This is a genomic window from Pseudonocardia alni (genome assembly GCF_002813375.1).
Lineage (GTDB): Bacteria > Actinomycetota > Actinomycetes > Mycobacteriales > Pseudonocardiaceae > Pseudonocardia > Pseudonocardia alni.
On record NZ_PHUJ01000003.1, the window covers coordinates 2,073,231 to 2,090,821 of the forward strand.

17 protein-coding genes are annotated in these 17,591 nt (G+C 74.1%); 5 read left to right on the forward strand and 12 right to left on the reverse strand.

The features are described 5' to 3' along the window. Positions 1–8 precede the first annotated feature (8 nt). The 8 genes from ATL51_RS10530 to ATL51_RS10565 form a co-directional block, all read right to left on the reverse strand. Entirely contained in the window at positions 9–1,586 is a 1,578-nt protein-coding gene (locus ATL51_RS10530; protein ID WP_100878516.1) for a DUF4091 domain-containing protein, read from the reverse strand. Further along, positions 1,583–2,995, reverse strand: coding sequence for a P-loop NTPase family protein (locus tag ATL51_RS10535; RefSeq protein WP_100878517.1), 1,413 nt, complete (start codon positions 2,993–2,995; stop codon positions 1,583–1,585). The genes ATL51_RS10530 and ATL51_RS10535 overlap by 4 nt, the downstream gene beginning before the upstream one ends. Beyond that, a complete protein-coding gene (locus ATL51_RS28130) occupies positions 2,992–4,269 on the reverse strand; it encodes an MATE family efflux transporter (protein ID WP_157818310.1) in 1,278 nt (425 codons plus the stop codon). The genes ATL51_RS10535 and ATL51_RS28130 overlap by 4 nt, the downstream gene beginning before the upstream one ends. After that, on the reverse strand, positions 4,266–5,525 hold the full coding sequence (locus ATL51_RS10545; protein ID WP_157818311.1) for an O-antigen ligase family protein: 1,260 nt from the start codon (positions 5,523–5,525) through the stop codon (positions 4,266–4,268). The genes ATL51_RS28130 and ATL51_RS10545 overlap by 4 nt, the downstream gene beginning before the upstream one ends. Beyond that, positions 5,518–7,596: a glycosyltransferase family 4 protein gene (locus ATL51_RS10550; protein ID WP_157818312.1), complete on the reverse strand. Its 2,079-nt coding sequence runs from the start codon at positions 7,594–7,596 to the stop codon at positions 5,518–5,520. Before ATL51_RS10550 ends, ATL51_RS10545 begins: the two co-directional genes overlap by 8 nt. Positions 7,597–7,727: 131 nt before the next feature. After that, on the reverse strand, positions 7,728–8,018 hold the full coding sequence (locus tag ATL51_RS10555) for a hypothetical protein (protein ID WP_100878520.1): 291 nt from the start codon (positions 8,016–8,018) through the stop codon (positions 7,728–7,730). Between the two features lie 574 nt (positions 8,019–8,592). Next, on the reverse strand, positions 8,593–9,909 hold the full coding sequence (locus tag ATL51_RS10560) for an HNH endonuclease signature motif containing protein (protein ID WP_100878521.1): 1,317 nt from the start codon (positions 9,907–9,909) through the stop codon (positions 8,593–8,595). Between the two features lie 63 nt (positions 9,910–9,972). Continuing rightward, entirely contained in the window at positions 9,973–10,485 is a 513-nt protein-coding gene (locus ATL51_RS10565) for a hypothetical protein (RefSeq protein WP_100878522.1), read from the reverse strand. A 398-nt stretch (positions 10,486–10,883) separates the two neighbouring features. On the opposite strand from ATL51_RS10565, the gene ATL51_RS10570 reads away from it, so the two are divergent. The 4 genes from ATL51_RS10570 (at position 10,884) to ATL51_RS10585 (ending at position 14,400) form a co-directional block, all read left to right on the forward strand. Next, positions 10,884–11,189: a hypothetical protein gene (locus tag ATL51_RS10570; protein ID WP_100878523.1), complete on the forward strand. Its 306-nt coding sequence runs from the start codon at positions 10,884–10,886 to the stop codon at positions 11,187–11,189. Then, positions 11,179–12,477: a cupin domain-containing protein gene (locus tag ATL51_RS10575; RefSeq protein WP_301548987.1), complete on the forward strand. Its 1,299-nt coding sequence runs from the start codon at positions 11,179–11,181 to the stop codon at positions 12,475–12,477. Before ATL51_RS10570 ends, ATL51_RS10575 begins: the two co-directional genes overlap by 11 nt. Next, entirely contained in the window at positions 12,474–13,364 is an 891-nt protein-coding gene (locus ATL51_RS10580; RefSeq protein ID WP_100878524.1) for a sucrase ferredoxin, read from the forward strand. Before ATL51_RS10575 ends, ATL51_RS10580 begins: the two co-directional genes overlap by 4 nt. A 238-nt stretch (positions 13,365–13,602) precedes the next feature. Continuing rightward, complete coding sequence (locus ATL51_RS10585; protein WP_100878525.1) at positions 13,603–14,400, forward strand: glucose-1-phosphate cytidylyltransferase; 798 nt, start codon at positions 13,603–13,605, stop codon at positions 14,398–14,400. Between the two features lie 7 nt (positions 14,401–14,407). Here the strand turns inward: ATL51_RS10585 and ATL51_RS10590 are convergent, their stop codons facing one another. From ATL51_RS10590 to ATL51_RS10600, 3 genes are all read right to left on the reverse strand, one after another. Further along, positions 14,408–14,593 (reverse strand): helix-turn-helix domain-containing protein, encoded by a 186-nt coding sequence (locus ATL51_RS10590; protein WP_208623139.1) that lies wholly within the window; start codon positions 14,591–14,593, stop codon positions 14,408–14,410. Between the two features lie 65 nt (positions 14,594–14,658). Further along, on the reverse strand, positions 14,659–15,072 hold the full coding sequence (locus tag ATL51_RS10595) for a hypothetical protein (protein ID WP_100878527.1): 414 nt from the start codon (positions 15,070–15,072) through the stop codon (positions 14,659–14,661). An 82-nt stretch (positions 15,073–15,154) separates the two neighbouring features. Beyond that, complete coding sequence (locus ATL51_RS10600; protein WP_100878528.1) at positions 15,155–16,222, reverse strand: LCP family protein; 1,068 nt, start codon at positions 16,220–16,222, stop codon at positions 15,155–15,157. A gap of 269 nt (positions 16,223–16,491) precedes the next feature. On the opposite strand from ATL51_RS10600, the gene ATL51_RS10605 reads away from it, so the two are divergent. Then, positions 16,492–16,785: a hypothetical protein gene (locus tag ATL51_RS10605; RefSeq protein ID WP_100878529.1), complete on the forward strand. Its 294-nt coding sequence runs from the start codon at positions 16,492–16,494 to the stop codon at positions 16,783–16,785. Between the two features lie 93 nt (positions 16,786–16,878). Here the strand turns inward: ATL51_RS10605 and ATL51_RS10610 are convergent, their stop codons facing one another. Continuing rightward, positions 16,879–17,484 (reverse strand): HNH endonuclease, encoded by a 606-nt coding sequence (locus ATL51_RS10610; RefSeq protein WP_100878530.1) that lies wholly within the window; start codon positions 17,482–17,484, stop codon positions 16,879–16,881. Between the last annotated feature and the right edge of the window lie 107 nt (positions 17,485–17,591).

Here is a 17,591-nt window from a genome sequence, read left to right on the forward strand (position 1 = left end):
CGGCGGTGTCATCGGCCGCCCGCCGCAAGCTCCGCGAGCGCTGCGCGCGCCGTGGCCAGCGCCGCCGGGTCGCGGCTCCAGCCGCGCCAGTCCGGTGCCACCGTGCGCACGACCCGGTCGACCGCGGCGTCACCGGCCGCCCGACGGGCCAGCTCGGCGTAGGCGTAGTCGTCGATGCCGTCCCGGATCCACTTGAGGCGCAGCGACGGCGCGGCGCCACCCGGGAGGCCGACCCGGTCGCCCGGGTAGACGAGCATCCCGTCGCCGGCGTACCGGTCGTCGTAGAGAACCGCCGTCGACCAGGGGTCGACCGTCCCCCATCCGTCGACCCGCCAGTAGAGCAGCCCGGTGTAGCCGAGGCTCTGGTTCAAGAATCCGGGCATCGCCCTCAGCCCGGCGGGGTCAGCGCCGATGAGCCATTTCGGCGAGTAGTCGTCCTGGGCGAGGGCGGTGTAGGACCAGACCTCCATCCCGCGCCCGACCGCCGCGTCCACCAGCGCGGGGTCGTGGTCCATCGGCAACGACGCCCACACGTCGACCACCGGTGCCCCGGTGCCGTCGTCGAAGAGGGCCGGGTCCGGCGCCATCGTCACCAGCTGCCGCACCCCGGCCCGGTGCAGGGCTCGCGACCAGTCCCGCAGCGCCGGGTAGAGGGTCGTGGGGTCGTCGCAGTCGGCGATCTCGTCGGCGGTGTAGTTGTAGCGCGACGTGCCCGCGGGGGCCTCCCGCACGGCGGCGTCGACCTCCCCCGGTGTGGGCGGTGGCCGCATCGTGCAGGTGTCGCGGTCGGCTCCGCTGTAGAAGCCGGTGTTCACCGCGTTCAGCCGGCCCGAGGCGCGCAGCGCCGGGTCCAGTCCGCCCACCGGGCTGCCGGGCATGGCGCCGTTGCGGAGCAGCTCCGCGTCGACGGCGGGTCGACCGCCGCTGTTCAGGAAGGCCCCGGTCAGAGCCGGACGGGCGGGCAGCACCAGGTCCAGGACCGTGAGCTCGACCTGCCCGCTGACGTCGCCGCCGGCGGTGCGCAGGGTGTAGCCGCCGCGGTACACCCCGGGGACCGCGTCCCGGGGGACCGCGACGTCCACCCAGTACGGCTGGGCGCGGTGCGGATCGACGGATACCCCGCGGGCGGGGATGTCGCCGTGCAGCGGTGCACCGGTCGCAGGATCGGTGAAGGGCACCAGGCCGTCGGCGTAGTCCCCCGGCCCGGCGGAGCCCGCGACCGGCAGCGTCGCCGGGACCGTCACGAACTGTTCCCGGAACAGCGAGACCGCACCCGCCGGGAGGAAGACACCGCCCGGCCCCCCGAGTCTGCTCACCTCCAGGTCCACGCCGCGCAAGGGCCGGCCACCACCGGTCGTGACGATCTGGAACGACTCGGTCTCACCCCGTGCCGCGGTGATCTGCGCCGTGGTCCGGGGACCGGGCGGGTCGTGTGCCGACACCCGGACGAGTGCGTCCTCCACCCACGCCGTCGGAGGACCGGACGGGGCCGGGGGACCCGGTCTCAGCGGACCGGCGAACAGCACGACGGCCGCGACGACGATGACGCCGACCGCGGTGGCGAGTGCCCGGTGCCGTCCGGTCATGCCCCCGGCTCGCCGACGTAGGCGATGCCCTCGACGCGGCCGCCGGTCGCGTGCAGGGTCTGCTCCACGCGACTCAGCTCGTCACGGCGGGTCCGGTCCGACACGACGAGCAGCGTGGCGTCCGCCGTCCGCGAGACCAGTGCGGCGCCCGGGTCGTCGCCGAGCGGGGCACAGTGGACGACGACGACGTCGACCGTCCGCTCCAGCTCCTCCACGATCCGGCCGAACTCCCGGCCGGAGAGGAGGTCGACAGTCGAGTCGGGCGCGGCGCCCGCGGCGATGACCGACAGGCCCGGCGCGTCGTCGGTGACGGTCAGCGCATCGGACAGGGCCACCCGTCCGGCGACGACCGCGGACAGCCCCGGAGCGCCGAGGTCGGACTCCGGGGCGGTGAAATCGGCCCGGACCAGCGCCGTCGACGCGCCGGCCCGGGCGAAGCCGGTCGCGAGCTCGGTCGCGATCCTGCCAGCCTCGGCGCCGTCGCCCCGGCCGGCGCCGCAGACCAGCACGCTGCCGCTGAGCTTGTCGCGGTCCGCGGGCAGCACCAGGGCACGGATCATCGCGATCACCTCGCCCGGCGCGGTGCGCACCCGTGCCCGGCGCCGCGCCCGCGACGACCGCCACCCACCGCGGGTGCCGGACGGCGCGACTGTTCCGAACAGCGGGACCCGCAGGGCTCTGGTGGCGTACGCAGGGCCCGGCACGTGCGGGTCGAGCCCCCCGACGGCCCCGGCCAGCCCGGCACCCGCGACGGACCCGATCGCGGCGGCCGCCGCGGCGTAGAGCCACACCGTCCCGCTCGCCTGCCCGTCGGCCACCGTGGTGTCCAGGACGACCGGCCGGGGCCCGGCCTGGATCGTCGCCGACGTCGTGCTGGTCAGCGCGTCCTGGAACGCGGTGATCTCGTTCTCCAGCCGTGCCCCGGCCTGCGGTGGCGCGTTCGGGGGCAGAGCGTCCAGCTCGGCCCGGGCCCGGGCGATGGACTGCTCGAGGTCGGCCTCCCCCGCACGGCGGGCGTCCGTGGTGGCCTGCTCGCGCAACCGCACGTAGGTGGTCGCGTAGGTCGTCGCGACCCTCGCGGCCTCCTCGGGAGTCGCCGCCGACGCGGTGACGGTGAGGATCCACGTCGAGTCGCCCGACCCGACGTCGACCTCGGGCCGGGAGCCCAGCTCGGCCGCGGCGGCCTCGGAGACGAAACGGCTCCGGACGAACTGGACCTCCGGGGCGACGTCGGCGCCGGACACGAAGACCTCGGTGGTCGCCGAGTGGGACGCGGGGCGCAACAGCACGGCCGCGACCGTGACGGCGACGAACAGCACGACCACGGTGAGGACGAGCAACCGGTGCCGGCGCAGGGCCCGGCGCCAGAAGGAGATCTCCAGCTCGTCGGACGATGCGGTCTGGTTCATGCGGTCCCCGATTCTGTGCGATGGTCGGTGGGGGCTCCGGTCAGCCGGTCCATGTCCTTCTGATCCGTGTCCTTCCGGACCAGGAACAGCAGCCAGGCCAGCACGGCGCTGACCGCGTAACCGCCGGCGAGGACGGCGGCGGTACCGGTCGCCCCGTGCCCGGAGGCCACGACGAGCACCAGGACGAGGACGATCGGGACGGTCGTCGCCTGGACGAGCAGTGCCCGGCGCAGCTGCCCGAGTGCCGAGGCGACGACGATCGCCCCGACCAGCACCGCCTCGGCGACCAGCATCACGGCGAGGAAGGTGCGCGGCCCCTGGGTGCCGTCCCAGTTCGTGTCGAGCAGCCACCGCCCGACCCGGTCGGGCAGCAGGACGACCCCGGCGCCCCAGGCCGCGGCGAGTACCGCCTGCACCGCGGTGACCCGGCCGACGAGCCGGCGGACCTCGCGGGGGGAGCCGAGCCGGGTCGCGTCGGGCAGAAGCATCGACCGCGTACCGAGGATCAGGATGCCGAGCGGACCGAAGAACAGGAACGCGGCCCGGAGCGCACCGACCTCGGACAGATCCGTGACCAACGGCATCAGCAGGAACGAGGCGTCGACCGGGATCCCGGTGAGCATGTGGGTGGCCAGCAACGGAGCCGCGAGGGCGCGGTGCAACACGAACCACCGCAGCGCGGCGCGGAACCGGGGCCGGATGTGCAGCCTGACCAGAGCCGTCACGGCGCCGAGGCTGCCGCCGACGCACCATCCGAGCACGGCGGCGATCTCGGACACCCCGCCGTCCAGGACGGCGGCGACACCGATCGTGCCGAACTGCGCCACCGCCCACAGGACGTCGGAGAGCGCGGCCTCCTTCGGGACGGCCCGGACCATCGCGATCCCCCGCAGCCCCTCCTGAAGCAGGAGCATCGGCATCACGAGCGCCATCAGCAGGAACGGGCCGGTCCCGTGCCCGATGACGAGGACCACGGCCGCGGATGCGAGTCCGAGCAGGATCCCGAACGCGACGGTGTGCGCGAGTGCCTCGCTCTCCTCGCGCGCCGGGTCCGCCCGGTCGCGGCGGCGGCGCACGGCGAGCACGTCGTTGGACGTCGCACGCACGACCCCGATCCCGATCGTGTAGAGGACCATGACCACCGCGAAGGCACCGAACGCGTCGGGCGCGGTGACCCGGGCGACGAGCAGGGTGAGCAGGAAGTTCGTCCCCGTGTTGACGATCTGCGACAGGAACCCCCAGTGGGCCTGGCGGAGGTTGGTCGGACCGGTCACCGGACGAGCACCTCCGTCGCGGACCGCGGAGCGGCACGGGTGTCCGACGACCGTAGGGTGAGCACCGTCGCCACACCCGCAGCGGCGAAGACCAGCCACCAGTGCCGCTGGTAGAACGCCTCGATCCCGAGGGACACACCGGCCATCACGACGTGCCCGCACAGCAGTGCGAGCACCATCGGCCGCAGCTCACCGGACGCGACGGGCAGCGCGGAGAACAGTCGTACCGCCACCGACACGACCAGCGCCAGGAACACCGCCAGGCCGATCAACCCGAGATCGGACAGGAACCACAGCGCCGTGTTGTGCACGACGATCCGGTACTCGGCGACGTACACGCCGAGTCCGATCCCGAACACCGGGCTCTCCACGTAGTCGTGCAACGCCTCGAACCCGATCACCAGACGGGAGGAGATCTCGCTGGGCCGTGTCACGAGCGCGGCGGCGTCGGGGACCTGCAGCAGCACCAGCGGGACGAGGACGACGACCGGCAGCGCGCCGCGGACGAGGGTCCGGCCGCCGAGAGCCGGTCGGACGAGGAGCAGCGCCGCCAAGCCGCAGGTCAGCCCGATCCAGGACGACCGGGAGAAGGTCAGCAGGAGCGTCGCCGGCAGCACGACGTAGCCGGCGACCGCCCACCGGCCGGGCAGCAGCGCCGAGGGGGTGCCGGCGGTCACGTGGTGCAGCACCAGGGCGAGTGCGACGAGACCTCCGAAGGCATTGGCATCGAGCACGAGGCCGGAGATCCGGTCGGTCGGCCAGGGATCGTTCATCAGGGGCAGGACCGGGCCACCGGCGAGGTTCAGCAGCCGCGCGCCGAGCGCGAGCGTGGCGTGCAGGAGGACCGCGCCGACGAACAGCCGCAGGATCCGGCGGAGCCGCTCGACGTCGCGCATGTAGTCGATGAAGCAGGCACCCGTCGCCAGCAGGGCGATCAGCCCGACGTACTTCTGCAGCAGGGCGTAGGAGGTCAGCTCGCCGGTCCGCACGACGGCGACGAGGCAGCCGAGACCGAGCAGCGGGACCAGCGCCGTGTGCCAGACCGTCCACGCCCCGGACATGTGCCGCAGCCGGGTCGACCGCACCGCGAGGTAACAGGCGATGAACGCGTCGGCCGGCGCGATCTGCCGGTAGTCGCCGACCTCGATCTGGATCGGCATGGTGAACAGGTAGGCGGCGAGCAGCACCAGCTCGGGCGTCCACACCCGGCGCGCCGTTCCCTCGCCGCCGGTACCGGCCCGACCGGGTTCACTCATGGGTGTCGACGAACCGCACCCAGCCACCGGGGACCCGATGGCTGTCGATGTGATGGCCCGTCCCGCCGACCCCCTGCGACGGGTACAGCCGGACCTCCTCGGGCGTCTCCCGGTACTCCTCGGAGGTCAGCGTGCGGATCGGCCGGCCCCACACCCCGTCGCCGTAGGACCGGTGGCACGCCTGCGCCAGCCGGACCAGGCGTCCGCCCACCTCGATGACCCGGCCCGCCGGTCGGGAGATCGACGCGTCGTCCAGCACGATGGGGTTCGAGGGGTGCGGTTCCCAGGGCCCACGGATCGACGGCGCGACGAACAGGTCGAGCCGGTCGTGCGTGTGGCGCTCGCTGATCTCGGTGAACAGGTAGTACAGGCCCTCGTGCCGAAGGACGGTGCTGTCCTTGAAGGGACGGCCCCGGAGCAGAACACGGTCGAGCTCCCAGGTGTGGGGGAAGTCCACCGCCCGGTACAGCCGCACCGTCCCGTTCCCGTCCGCGCAGCTCTCCGGGACCATCAGGATCTCGTCGCCGTCGGCGAGCACCTGGGGGTAGGAGAGGTGGAAGTCCTCCCTGAGCACGACACCGTGGTAGCGCCAGTCGACGAGGTCGTCGCTGGTGGCGAGCCCGATCTCGCCGCGTCCCTGGCCGTGGCGCACCTGCTCGAAGAACAGGTGCCAGATGCCGTCCCGCTGGATCGCGAACGGGTCGGCGACCATCGTGATGCCGAGGCGGGCGAGCTCGTCGTCGGAGAACACCGGTCGTCGGACCGGGCCGACCGGGGACAACGGGTCCGCCGTGTGCTCGACAGCGAGCCGCCACCGCGGGGTCCCGGTCGCGGGTCCCCGCAGCGCCGTCGGCACGACGCGTCGTACCAGAGGGCGCAGCCGGGCCCGCAGGCTGAACCGGTGCCGGGGGGTCGACGCCTCGATCCGACGGTAGAGCGACATCAGCGGCGCGAGGGCGTGCGGGATCGCGAAGTGGTCCTCGACCCGCGCCCGACCGGCCGCCGCGAGCCGGGTCCGCTCCCGGTCGTCGGCGGCCAGCGCACGGACGGCGGCGCTGAGCTTCGGTGCGTCCCGTGGGGGCACGAGCACTCCCGCGCGGCCCCCGTCGAGGGCCTCGCGGCTCCCGCGGATGTCGGTCGCCACCAGTGGAACGCCGGCCGACATGGCCTCCAGCACCGCGACCGGCATCCCCTCCCGGTACGAGGGCTGGACGGCGAGGTCGGCGGCCGTCAGAAGGTCGGGCACGTCGGTACGGAGCCCGAGCCGCAGGGTGCGCGCGGCCGCCGCCGGGTCCCGCCGGTGCTCCTGCTCGAGCCGTGCGCGCACCGACTGGTCGCGCTCGCTGGGTGCGGCGTCGCCGACCAGCAGCAACCAGGCCGGCCGATCGGCGAGCAGGTCGGAGAACGCGGTCAGCAGTTCCAGGACGCCCTTCTCCGTCACCAGCCTGCCGACGAAGACGACGACGAACTCGTCGACCGGGATACCGAGCTCACGACGAACGGCGGCCCGGCGCTCCGGGTCGGGGGCGAACCGGGCGGTGTCGACCCCGACGCCCGGTGTGCCGACGACCCGATCGGGGTCCCGGGCGAAACCGGTCCGGCGTGCGAAGTCGAGGTCCTCGGAGTTGACGGTCACGACGTAGTCGGCGAAGTAGCGGTTCAGCAGGCGCTCCGCGGTGGTGTGCACCAACCACGTCCGCCGCGCCATACCGTCGTGGAAGTAGAAGCCGTGCACGTGGTTGACGACGCAGGGGACCCGGGCGATCCGGGCCGCGATGCGCCCCTGGATCGAGGCCAGCGGCCCGTGCAGGTGGACGACGTCGAACCGCTCCCGGCGCAGGTAGCGGACGAGCGCCAGGATCTCGGTGCTGAACGCCCGCCCCGTGATGCGGCGGCTCACCCGGATCCGGTGCAGGGCGTAGGAGCTGCCGAGGTGGTGCCGCAGGGTGTCGCCGTCGCGGTCCATGGTGCTGGCCGCGACCACCTCGTGGCCGTCCGCGTCCAGCGCGTGGAACAGCGGGACTAGGAAGGCGAAGGCGGACTCGACGCTGGACAGCTGGCAGATCCGCACCTGCGGCCTCCTCCGTCGCACCGGTCTCCCGGGGCGTGGACACAGGCGCCGCAATCGGGCGATTGCGACGTCGTGACGACACTCGCAACCCGAGGATCGGGCGTTAGCCCCCGAACCTCACCGACCTTCCGCTAACGACGGACACCCACCCGCGGGGCGAGCGCGTCGACGATCCCGTGCACGGCCTGCCAGATCAGGCGGACCGCCTCACGGTGCGCCTGTTCCGGTCCGCCCATCGGGTCGGGGACGGTGTCGTCGGCCGGGGGGATCGTTCCGCGCCGCGCCCGTGCGGCCTCGACGAGCACACGACCGCGCTTGACCAGGTCGGGCGGCAGCATGGTGTCGTCGACGGCCGCGGTCAGCCGGGCGAACTCGCGCAGCGCGAAGGTGCGGTCGAGCAGGTGCGGGTAGCGCTCGAGCACGGTGGAGCGGTGCCGGACGGGCCGTTCACGACCGCGGCGAGCGGCAGATGTTGCCGGTGCACACCACGAGGACCCGGAACCGGTCGTCCGGTCCGGGCTGCGTGGGGGCCTGCGGCCGGCGAGCCATGGACGCAGTGTGGGACGCGCGGAGTGGCATGGGCACCACTTCGTGTGCCTCGGCACGCTCGTCCAGCGATGTCATGGGCCCTCCCCCGACGGTCCGTCGTCCGTTCAGTCGCACGGGAGCCCCTGTCCATTTCCGCCGAACGGCCGCGGGCGGCGGACATCCCCAGGGTTGAGAGACGGTGTGACCCGGGTCGCCCCCGTGCCCGCGCCGGATCCGGTGACGGTCGCCCGGCGGAGCCGAGATCTTCGGGGGGATCACCACACCCGCCCGTGTGCCCGATCTGGACGGCCAGCGCGGTGGCGGAGGTGTTCCTCCGGGCTGCGGAGCGCCCGGCGCACGGTCTGGCCCGCCGATCCGGCTCCGGTTCGGCGGCACCCCCCAGCCGCACGCGGCACCGTGGCCCGCGCGCCGACCGGGCGCCCGCCCGCATCCCGCGGATGTGGCGCGTCACGGGACCAGCACCCGGCCCGCGGACGCGTCGACGACCGCGTCCAGCGGCACGGGTGGGTCGCCCCGTCCGCAGCCGATCAGGTCGGGCCGGTGCAGCGGGTTGCATCGCGGCCCGCCCGGCACCCAGGGCGGTGGGTGGAAGACCGGGAACCCGCCGTCCATCGTGATGCTCCAGTCCCCGTGGTGGACCAACCGGTGGTGGTGCCCGCAGAGCAGGACCAGATTGTCCAGGTCGGTGGCGCCGCCGTCGGCCCAGTGCCGGATGTGGTGGGCGACGCACCACTGTGGCGGCGCCTCGCACCCGGGGTGGGCGCACCCGCCGTCGCGCTGGGCGAGGGCGCGGCGCTGCCCGCGGGTCGCGAGCCGGGCCTCCCGTCCGACGAACAGCGGCTCCCCGGCCGTGCCGAGCACGACCGGGACGATCCGCGCGTCACAGGCCAGGCGCAGCGCGTCCCCGGCGGCGACGGCGGCGGACAGCCCACCGGCCCCGAAGCCGAGCAGCCCGGACCCGGTGCCGGTGGTGAGGGTGTCGAGCGGGACGGTGACGGTCAGCGTGACGGGCTGCCCGTTCTCCACGCCCAGGTCTCCCGTCGCGAGCATCCGCCGCGCGAGCTCCACCAGCCCGTCGCCGGAGCGCTCGGCGGTGGATCGTTCGTCCCGCGCCCCGGTGGGTCCGTCCGCCGGGACGGGCGCGGTCAGCGGGGACAGTGCGGTGCGCAGCATCGCCGCGGACTCGGTGTCGAACCAGCCCCGCGCCTCGTACCCGGTGCCCTGCGGGCGCAGTACGAACCGGTTGCGCGACGGCTTCGGCTCCCGCGGGCGCGGCCCGTCGGGGTCCAGCAGGGCGATCGCCCGCCGGCCGAGCTTCTCGACGGCGTCGGGATCCAGCGTGCGGGCGTGGTGGACCAGGTCGGCCTCCAGCACCGGACGGTGCTCGCGCAGGTGCGGCGGCAGCATCGCCAGCACGCGCAGGATCACCCGCACGTGCTCGGGGCCGACCGCGCCCGCGGCGAACGCCGCCGCCAGCTCGGGCAGCTCCGGGTCCACCTGCTCGCCGGTGATGAGGAACAGCGGGGACAGCCTCCGAGCGGCATCGACCCGGGCGCGGGCGGTGGACAGCGCCACGTTCTGCACGGTGCGCAGCAGGTCCGCGGTGTCGCGGAACCCCGTGTCCTCGGCCAGCCCACGGGTCGCGATCTCCGCGACCAGCGCCACCAGCGACGCCGACTCGCGGTTGATCCGTTCCTGGACGGCCGCGACCGCGGCGAGGAGCTCCTCGTCACCGGCCTGCCAGACGTCGTCCACGTACACCACTACTCGAACATATGTTCGACGAAGGGGCGCTGAGGTGGCCGGGCGCTACCCCGCGACGAGCGGTCAGCCGGTGAATCCGTCCATGATCCCGTCGCCGTCCAGGTCGGACCCGCAGGCCGCGGTCCCGTAGTAGCTGCTGGTGGGGTCCGAGCAGGCGGACTCCAGTCCGTCCCCACTCACCTCGTGCTCCTCTGCCTGCAACTGCTCCAGGTACTCCCGCTGCGCCTGCTCCTTCGCCGCGATCAGGTCGGGGCAGTTCTTGTTGGTGATGTAGTGCGGGTGGGCCGGGTCCTCGAACTCCGGGTCCGCCGTCGGCTCGCAGGTATAGAGCACCGGCTCCGGCTCCTCCTCGACGAACGACGAGAGCGGCGCGGCCGGCACGATCCCCGGCACGAGCGGCGCCGGGAACTCCCGCGCCACCACACCGGGACCCGTGGGAGCCGGGGCCACGACCGCGACGACCGGATCGGCGGAGGCGACGGACGCGACGCAGAGCGCGGCCGCCGTCGTCGCCGGCACCAGCCCGGCCAGCAGGGCGCGGGAAACGGAACGGCGTGGGCGGCGGTGCGACGTCATCGTGCGGTCTCCCCTGGTCCGGCGGGCCGTCGACGCGGCCCTCTGCTCCGCTGGATCGCTCCGCACGGACCAGCCCGTTATCGGCCGTTCGGCGGTTCATCAGATGTGACGAGACGGCGGGCCCGCGGTCAGGGGTGTTCTTCCGCCAGACCCACGTCGGCTGCATCCTCGAGCGCTGGTCCCCCATGCTCGACCTGTCCATCCTCGCCCGCACCGCCGGCGCCGTCACCCGTGGCGGGGGCGCCTACTGATCCCGGTCCCCGGTCCTCCGCGACGGCGGGGGCGGACACCCACCCGGTGCCCGCCCCCGCCGTCGTCGTTCCGGAGGGGAACGTGCATGGCCGGGCCCGGACCGGGGTAGCCGCTCGCGACAGTCCCGACGACACCAGGAGACCACCATGGCTCTGAACGACGACGACATCACCACCTCGAGCGGCTCCGGCGCCGAGGGCCCGGCCGACTCCGGTGCGGGCCAGGGCACCCCCGGCCAGCACGACGGCGGCGCCGACGGCGGCGCGGACTCCGGCGCCGAGGGCCCGGCCGACTCCGGCGCCGGCCAGGGCACCCCCGGCCAGCACGACGGCGGCGCCGACGGCGGCGCGGACTCCGGCGCCGAGGGCCCCGCGGACTCCGGTGCCGGCGAGGGCACCCCGGGCCAGCACGACGGCGGCGCCGACGGTGGCGCCGACAGCGGTGCGAACTGAGCTGAGCGAGCCGACGGCCGGTGCCGGATCGCCCCCCGCGGGCACCCCGGCGCCGGCCGGCGCGCGTGCGGCGTCCGGGAACTGCGCCCTCGCGCGGCTGGTCGGCTCGGACACCGACACGTTCGGCGCCCGGCACTGGGGCACCACCGCGCTGCTGCGCACCGGCGCGGACACCGGCGCGTTCCGCGACCTGCTCGACCTCGACGGCGTCGACGAGCTGCTGTCCCGCCGCGGGCTGCGCACCCCGTTCCTGCGGCTGGCCCGCAACGGGTCCGTCGTCGGCTCGGGTGACTTCACCGGCCCGGGCGGGGTGGGCGCCGAGATCGGCGACCAGGTCCGCGACGACAAGGTCGCCGCGTTGTTCGGCGACGGCAGCACCGTCGTCCTGCAGGCGCTGCACCGCGTCTGGCCCGGCGTCATCGACTTCTGCACCGCGCTCGCCGAGGACCTCGGCCACCCGGTGCAGGCGAACGCCTACATCACCCCGCCCCAGTCCCAGGGCTTCTCCGCCCACTACGACGTGCACGACGTGTTCGTGCTGCAGCTGGCCGGGCAGAAGCACTGGCGCGTCCACGCACCGGTCCACACCGACCCGCTGCGCAGCCAGCCCTGGAGCGACCACGGCGACGCCGTCGCCGCCCGCGCCCGCGACGACGAGCCCGTGATCGACCGGGTCCTCGAACCCGGTGACGTGCTCTACCTCCCCCGCGGCTGGCTGCACTCCGCCACCGCGCTCGGCGACGTCTCGGCGCACCTGACCGTCGGCGTCCACGTGGTGACCCGGTACGCGCTGGTCGAGTCGCTGCTGGCGCTGGTCGCCTCCGACGAGCGGCTGCGCGCGAGCCTGCCGCTGGGGGTCGACCTGGCCGACCCGGAACAGCTCGCCCCGCACCTGGACGCGGTGCGCGCCGCGCTGACCGGTGCCCTCGCCGCCGCCCCCGCCGAGGACGTGTCGCGCCGGGTCCGGGGCCGGGTGTGGTCCGGCGGGCGCCCGGAGCCGGTCCGGCCGGTCGCCGCCGCCGCGTTCGCCCGCGATCTCGCGCCCGGGGACACCGTGCGCCGGCGCCTCGGGGTGCACCACCGCCTCGTCCCGGGCGATGATCGGGTCGTGCTGGAACTGGCGGAGAAGACGCTGACCCTGCCCGCCGTCGTCGCACCCGCGCTGGCGGCCCTGCTCGGCGGCGGCACCCACACCGTCGGGGACCTGCCCGGGCTGGACGCCGACGACCAGGTCGTCCTCGTCCGGCGGCTGCTGCGCGAGGGCGTGCTCGTCCCGGCCACGGCGTGACCGCGGCCCGGGAGTACCAGCACTGCGCGGAGCTCGCCGAGACGGCCGGTGACCCGGCGGAGGGCACCGCGCCGCCCGCGCGGCACTGGTTCCTCGTCGAGCACCCCGGGCCGTGGCCGCGTCAGGCCCTGGCCGGGCTCGATCCCGCCGCCGCGTCGGCACTCGGGGCCTGGGCCGGGGAGGAGGGCGCGCGGGTCGTGCTCGTGCGCCGGCCCGGGCGCCGGGACCGCGACGCCGTCGCACCGGGGCGGCGCTGGTTCCGCGTCGACGCCCGGCCCGGGCACGAGGACGTCCGCACCGGCATCTGGTCCTCCCCCGCCGAGCTGGCCGCCGCCGTCCACGCCGACGGCGACCCGCACCCCGACCCGCTGGTGCTGGTCTGCGCGCACGGCCGGCACGACGCCTGCTGCGCCGTCCGCGGTCGGCCGCTCGCCGCCGCGCTCGTCGCCGACGACCCCGAGGGCACCTGGGAGTGCAGCCACATCGGCGGCTGCCGGTTCGCCCCCGCCCTGGTGCTGCTCCCCCACGGCCTGACCTACGGCGGCGTGACCCCGGCCGACGGGCCCGCCGTCGTGCGGGAGTACGGCCGCGGGCTCGTCGTCCCCGGTCTGCTGCGGGGGCGCTCCGCGCTGCCGCCCGCCGTGCAGGCCGCCCAGCACCACGCGCGTGCCGTCACCGGCGCGACCGGGGTGGACGACCTGGGCGTCGCGGACGTCGACTCCGACGGCCGGCCCCCCGGGCACACGTCCTGGCGGGTCACGTTCCACCACCCGGACCGCGTGGTCGAGGTGCGGGAACGGTTCGTGGAGGTGGACCGGCCGCTGACGTGTGCGGCCCGCCCGGCGGGCCGGATCCGGGTCTTCGACCTCGTCGACACCCGCACCTGACCTCCGGCGGGGCGGCCGTCGTTTCCGAAACGGAAACGACCGGCCGATCATCCCGTCCGCACCGGAGCCCTGGATGACCTGCGGACAGGTCGTGGCGGGGCGACCCGCGCTGTCCGGTTTCGCCCGATGTGAGGCGGGAGACAGCCCGACGGCGATAACAGTGCGGTAGTGGTGTTCGGTTGCACCACTACGACGCCGTCGCCCCACCACGCTCCCCACGAAGGAACGGAAGGCCCCCATGGACCCTCAGACCCCCGTCGTCATCCTCTGCGGAGGCAAGGGCACCCGCATCCGCGAGGCATCGGAGAGCCTGCCCAAGGCGATGGTCGAGATCGGTGACCGGCCGATCGTCTGGCACATCATGAAGACCTACCGGGAGCACGGCTTCCGACGCTTCGTCCTGTGCCTGGGGTACAAGAGCTGGGCGATCAAGGAGTACTTCCTCGACTACCGGGCCCGCTCCGCGGACTTCACCCTGTCCATGTCCGACCGGCACCGGATCGACTTCCACAACGGCGTCGACGAGGACTGGGAGATCACCTTCGCCGAGACCGGCCTGGAGGCCGCCACCGGCTCGCGCATCCGGAAGATCGCCCAGTACGTCGACACCGAGAACTTCTTCCTCACCTATGGCGACGGCGTCGGCACCGTCGACATCACCGCCCTGGCCAAGGAGCACGAGCAGTCCGGGAAGATCGGCACCGTCACCGGGGTGCACCCGACGTCGAAGTTCGGCGAGATGAACGTCGAGGGCGAGCGGGTCGTGGAGTTCAACGAGAAGCCCACCCAGGTGACCGGCTTCGTCTCCGGCGGGTACTTCGCCTTCCGCCGCGAGTTCCTCGACTCCTACCTCGGCGAGCCCGACGACGACGGCGTGTGGCTCGAGCACGAGCCGCTGCAGCGCCTGGCCCGCGACGGGCAGCTCAACGTGCACCGCCACGAGGACTTCTGGTCGGCGATGGACACCTTCAAGGACTTCGAGTACCTCAACAGCCTGTGGGCGCGCGACCAGGCGCCCTGGAAGATCTGGGCCTGACCGGCCGTCACCGGGGATCGGGGAGCGACGGCTCCCCGGCCCGGTGGCTCATCAGGTCCCCCGGCTGGCAGCCCAGCGCCTCGCAGATCGCCGACAGCGTCGAGAACCGGATCGCGCGGGCCCGGCCGTTCTTGAGCACCGACAGGTTCGCGTGCGTGACCCCGACCCGGCGGGCGAGCTCGGTGAGCGTCATCCCCCGCTCGGCCAGCAGCGTGTCGAGATGGATCTCGATCGCCGATTCCGGTTCCGCGGGCACCGCTACACCGCCTCAACCAGGGCCCACACCGGCTGCCCGACCAGCGCCCAGCCCAGCAGACCCACCCGGCGCGGCAGACCGTCGCAGAACAGGCCCCGCTCCCGCGCCAGGTCCAGCGCCCGCAGCGCGAGGCCGATGACCACCGCCCCGTAGAGGGCGGGCAGGAGCTGCGGCAGCTCGGCGAGCACCGAGCCGAGGCGCGGCGAGTCCTGTCCCATCACCAGGGGCGATCCCTCGATCATCCGCGCGGAGTCCGCCAGCGGCGGGTGGTCGTATCCCAGCTCGAACACGTACGACGTCGGCTCCCCGGCCAGCGCCTGCCCGATCTTCCCGACCGCGGCCGCGGCCAGGAACGCCAGCGCGACCGCCAGCAGCACGAAGTAGAGCCGCGCGACCAGCCGGACGGCGCTCAGCATCCACGAATCCACTGTCATGACATCCCCCCGGATGCATCGTTCTTCGATACATCGAAGAACAGTACACCGAAGAACGATAAACTCAGGACGGCGTCGCGCTCAGCGCCTCCGTCGGATTCAGGTCCGCGTACTGCGCCACCGACCCGTTGCGCACCGCCCCCCACAGCTGCGCGCTGCGCCGCTCGTCGAGGTAGACGACCGACTGCTCCCCCTCGCGCCCCAGTCCGGCCACCGGCGCGGTCACGAACGCCACACCCGAGCCGCGCAGGTTGCGGTTCTCCAGGGCCAGCTGCACCAGCCCGGTGTCGGACAGCGAGTCGTCCACGCTCACCGCGTCGCCGACGCTGGTCGCGAACGCGTAGAGCGCGGTCGGGTCGGTCGTGGCCTTCTCCTGGACCGTCGCGAGCAGTGCCTTGATGGCGTTCTGCTGGCGGGCGGCGCGGTCGATGTCGCCGTTCGGGAGGCCGTAGCGCTGGCGCACGTAGGCCAGCGCCTGGGCGCCGTCCAGGTGGTTCTCCCCCGCCCGGAAGTCGACGCCGGCATTGCTCGTCGCCTGCGCCACCTGCACGTCGATGCCGCCGACGGAGTCGACGAGCGAGGTGAACCCGGCGAAGTCGACGACGCCGAAGTGGTCCACCCGCACCCCGGTCAGCTTCTCCACGGTCCGGATGAGCAGCGGGGCGCCACCGAACGCGTAGGCGGCGTTGATCTTGTTCATGCCGCGGCCGGGGATGTCGACCCAGGAGTCGCGCGGGATCGACACGACGCTCGCGTGCTCGCCGTCGGGGGCGAGGGTGCCGAGCATGATCACGTCGGAGCGCCGGGAGCCCGCGTCGACGCCCGGGGCGGCGTCGGTGCCGGTGGTGGGGGCCTCGGCGCGGGAGTCGGTGCCGACGAGCAGGAACGTGGTGCCGCCGAACGTCGCCGGACGGCTGCCGGCGTCGATCCCGCGGAACGCGTCCGGGATGCGGGCGATGCCACCGCCGATGCTCGAGGTCAGGTAGGCGACCACACCCCCGATCGCGAGGAGCAGCACGAGGACGAGCGCCAGAAGGACGGCGAGCACCCGCCGCCCGCGACGCCGGGGCCGTCCGTCGCGCAGGCCGGGCGCGACGGCGTCGTGCCGGGGCGGGGGGACGGCGTTGCGCATCGGGTCTCCTGGATGTCCGTGGACGGTCGTCCGGTTCGTCGCCACCGGGCGTCCGGCGTTACGTGCTACCGCACGGTCCCACTCCCGGTGCCGCACAACGTCACCGGTCGTCGCAGGTCAGCGGCTCGGCGCGTACACAGCGCAGTAACGGAGGGGTGCTGTGTCATCAGATGTGGGGAACCGACGGCCCTCTCGCTAATGGTCCGGACGGACCAGGCGAATGCAGGGGCAGAACGGCCGCACGGCCGTCGCGGACCGAGGAGGAACCCATGAGCGTCACGCCCGAGACCCCCGCCACCGTCGGCACCGGCACCGCTCCGGTCGCCATCCCGGCGCCGCGCGGCGCCGCGGAGAACGGCGCGCTGCCGCCCGTCGCGGCCACCCCGGTCGCGGTCGACCTGTGCCGCTGCGGGCATGAGCGCGACGCCCACGACCACTACCGCGCCGGCACCGACTGCGGGGTCTGCGGCACCGCCTGCCGCGTCTTCCACGCCCGCACCGCCGCCGGCCGCTCGGCCGGTCGCGCCGCCCGTCTCACCTCGGCCCTGCTGCGGCGCCGCTGACCCCTGCGCTCCGTCCCCGGACGGTCCGCCGGGAGACGTTCCGCGAACGCCCCCGCCTCCTCCCGTGAGGCGGGGGCGTTCGCGTGTCCGTCGTCAGGCCGCGGCGCCCAGCCAGGGCTCCCAGGCGGGCAGTGGTTCCACCGCCAGGACGAGCACCCCCGCCCCGTTCCTCGCGGGCGGCGCCGGCGCCGTCCGCAGGGTCCAGCCCAGTTCCTCGATGAGACGGTCCGCCTTCTTCGAGTTGCAGGCCTTGCATGCCGCGACGCAGTTCTCCCAGCTGTGCGCCCCGCCGCGGCTGCGGGGGATCACGTGGTCGATGGTGTCGGCGCGTCTGCTGCAGTACGCGCAGCGTCGGGCGTCACGACGGAGCACACCGGCCCGGGTCATGGGCACCGATCGGCGGTAGGGCACCCGGACGTAGCGGGAGAGCCGCAGGACGGACGGTGCCGGGAGAGCGAGACTCTCGGAACGGAACTCCGCGCCCTCGAGCGCCTCCTGGAGACACTCGGCCTTACCGGCGAGCAGCAGGCAGATGGCGCGCTTGGACGTGACCACGGCCAGCGGTTCGAAGCTGGCGTTGAGGAGCAGGACCCGGGACCCCGATGGGATCCGAGCCGTGGTCGGCAGCTCGGCCCCCGGTGCCGGGACGGGATCGTCGGGGAGCGGATCGACCGCTCTCAGTTCGCCAGGGACGATCATCTCGGCACCATGGGGGACGGGTTGTCGGTACGGCACGCGACCACCTCCGCGAACGCTCGAGGTCCGGATGTAGTCGACCATACGGAACCCGGGTTACGCGAGTGTGA

Excerpts from the sequence above, each read along its gene's own strand:
- ATL51_RS10530 (WP_100878516.1), bottom strand. The coding sequence starts at position 1,586 with ATGACCGGACGGCACCGGGCACTCGCCACCGCGGTCGGCGTCATCGTC.
- ATL51_RS10535 (WP_100878517.1), bottom strand. The coding sequence starts at position 2,995 with ATGAACCAGACCGCATCGTCCGACGAGCTGGAGATCTCCTTCTGGCGC.
- ATL51_RS10545 (WP_157818311.1), bottom strand. The coding sequence starts at position 5,525 with ATGAGTGAACCCGGTCGGGCCGGTACCGGCGGCGAGGGAACGGCGCGC.
- ATL51_RS10565 (WP_100878522.1), bottom strand. The coding sequence starts at position 10,485 with ATGACGTCGCACCGCCGCCCACGCCGTTCCGTTTCCCGCGCCCTGCTG.
- ATL51_RS10570 (WP_100878523.1), top strand. The coding sequence starts at position 10,884 with ATGGCTCTGAACGACGACGACATCACCACCTCGAGCGGCTCCGGCGCC.
- ATL51_RS10585 (WP_100878525.1), top strand. The coding sequence starts at position 13,603 with ATGGACCCTCAGACCCCCGTCGTCATCCTCTGCGGAGGCAAGGGCACC.
- ATL51_RS10590 (WP_208623139.1), bottom strand. The coding sequence starts at position 14,593 with ATGACGCTCACCGAGCTCGCCCGCCGGGTCGGGGTCACGCACGCGAAC.
- ATL51_RS10595 (WP_100878527.1), bottom strand. The coding sequence starts at position 15,072 with ATGCTGAGCGCCGTCCGGCTGGTCGCGCGGCTCTACTTCGTGCTGCTG.
- ATL51_RS10600 (WP_100878528.1), bottom strand. The coding sequence starts at position 16,222 with ATGCGCAACGCCGTCCCCCCGCCCCGGCACGACGCCGTCGCGCCCGGC.
- ATL51_RS10605 (WP_100878529.1), top strand. The coding sequence starts at position 16,492 with ATGAGCGTCACGCCCGAGACCCCCGCCACCGTCGGCACCGGCACCGCT.
- ATL51_RS10610 (WP_100878530.1), bottom strand. The coding sequence starts at position 17,484 with ATGATCGTCCCTGGCGAACTGAGAGCGGTCGATCCGCTCCCCGACGAT.